Source organism: Actinoallomurus acaciae (assembly GCF_042429965.1).
Lineage (GTDB): Bacteria > Actinomycetota > Actinomycetes > Streptosporangiales > Streptosporangiaceae > Actinoallomurus > Actinoallomurus acaciae.
In genome coordinates, this window is record NZ_JBHLZP010001060.1 from 1 (window position 1) to 1,231 (window position 1,231).

Annotated in this window: 1 protein-coding gene and 1 pseudogene; one reads left to right on the top strand and one right to left on the bottom strand. The window is 74.7% G+C overall.

Annotated features, from left to right (window positions below; genetic code table 11):
• Positions 1 to 580 (top strand): annotated as a pseudogene (locus ACFFNX_RS50435) (M36 family metallopeptidase); the annotation flags it as partial.
• A gap of 65 nt (positions 581 to 645) precedes the next feature.
• On the opposite strand, the gene ACFFNX_RS50440 reads toward ACFFNX_RS50435, so the two are convergent.
• A partial coding sequence (locus ACFFNX_RS50440) for an SDR family NAD(P)-dependent oxidoreductase (protein WP_378213618.1) occupies positions 646 to 1,231 on the bottom strand: 586 nt, incomplete at its 5' end.

The window sequence follows — 1,231 nt, forward strand, 5'->3', positions numbered from 1 at the left end:
GGCGGCCGCCGGCGCGACGGCGAGCGGCGACGGCGTCGGCCTCGGCGCCCTCATCGACGACGACGAGGCCACGACCTGGGCCTACCTGGGCGCGCAGGCCGAGCCGGTGGCGGGTAAGGGCGTCACCGTACGCCTCGCCGGCGACCGGCCGCAGCAGGTGCGCCGGGTCCAGGTCAGTGCGCTGCTGCGCCCGGCGGACGCGCAGGACCCGGGTGGCGACACCCAGACGCAGAACCGGTTCACCGCCCTGCGGTCGTTCCGGATCCTCGCGTGTACGGCCTCGGCCACCGTCGACTGCTCGCAGGCCAAGGACTACCGCCGGGTCTACACCAGCCCGCGGGACGCCTTCCCGGCGGCCAGGCCCCGTCCGGTGGCGCCGAACCTGACCATGCGCTCCTTCACGATCCCCAGGACGACCGCCACCCACCTGCGCCTCGAGGTCGCCGCCTCGCAGTGCACCGGCAACCCCGACTACGCGGGCCAGCAGACGAACGACCCGAACGTCCCGACCGACTGCACCACCGGAAGCGCCATCTCCGGGCAGGTCAGGGCCGCGGACTTCCAGGTCTTCACCCACTGATCCGGCCGGCCGGGCCCCGTCGGCGTACGGCGGGGCCCGGCGAACGATCTGGCCTCGCGTGCCGGTCAGCCCGCCATCGTGAGGCCGCCGCTGACGCTCAGCACCTGCCCGGTGATGAAGGAGGCCGCGTCGGAGGCGAAGAACAGCACGGCCGCGGCGACCTCCTCCGGACGGGCCGGCCGGCGGAACGGGATCGCCCGGATCAGCGCCTCCCGGAGCCGGTCCGGCAGCGAGTTGAACAGCGGGGTGTCCGTCGGCCCCGGGCACACGCAGTTGACGTTGATCCGGTGCCGGGCCATCTCGCGGGCCAGCGACTTGCTGAGCGCGATGACCCCGCCCTTGGCCCCGGCGTAGACGCTCTCGCCGGAGCTGCCGACCCGGCCCGCGTCGCTGGCGATGTTCACCACCTTGCCGCCGTCCCCGGCCTCGATCATCGGCGGGAGGAAGGCCCGGCACAGGTGGACCGGCCCGAGGTAGTTGATGTCGACGACCTTCCGGGCGAAGTCCGGGCCGGTGTCCAGGAACGCGCCGGTGACGTCCCAGCCCGCGGCGTTGACGAGCACGCGCGGCGCGCCGATCTCGCCGCACACCGCGTCGCGCAGCGCCTCGACCGCGCCGGGGTCGGCGACGTCGACCCGGCGGGCGGTGACC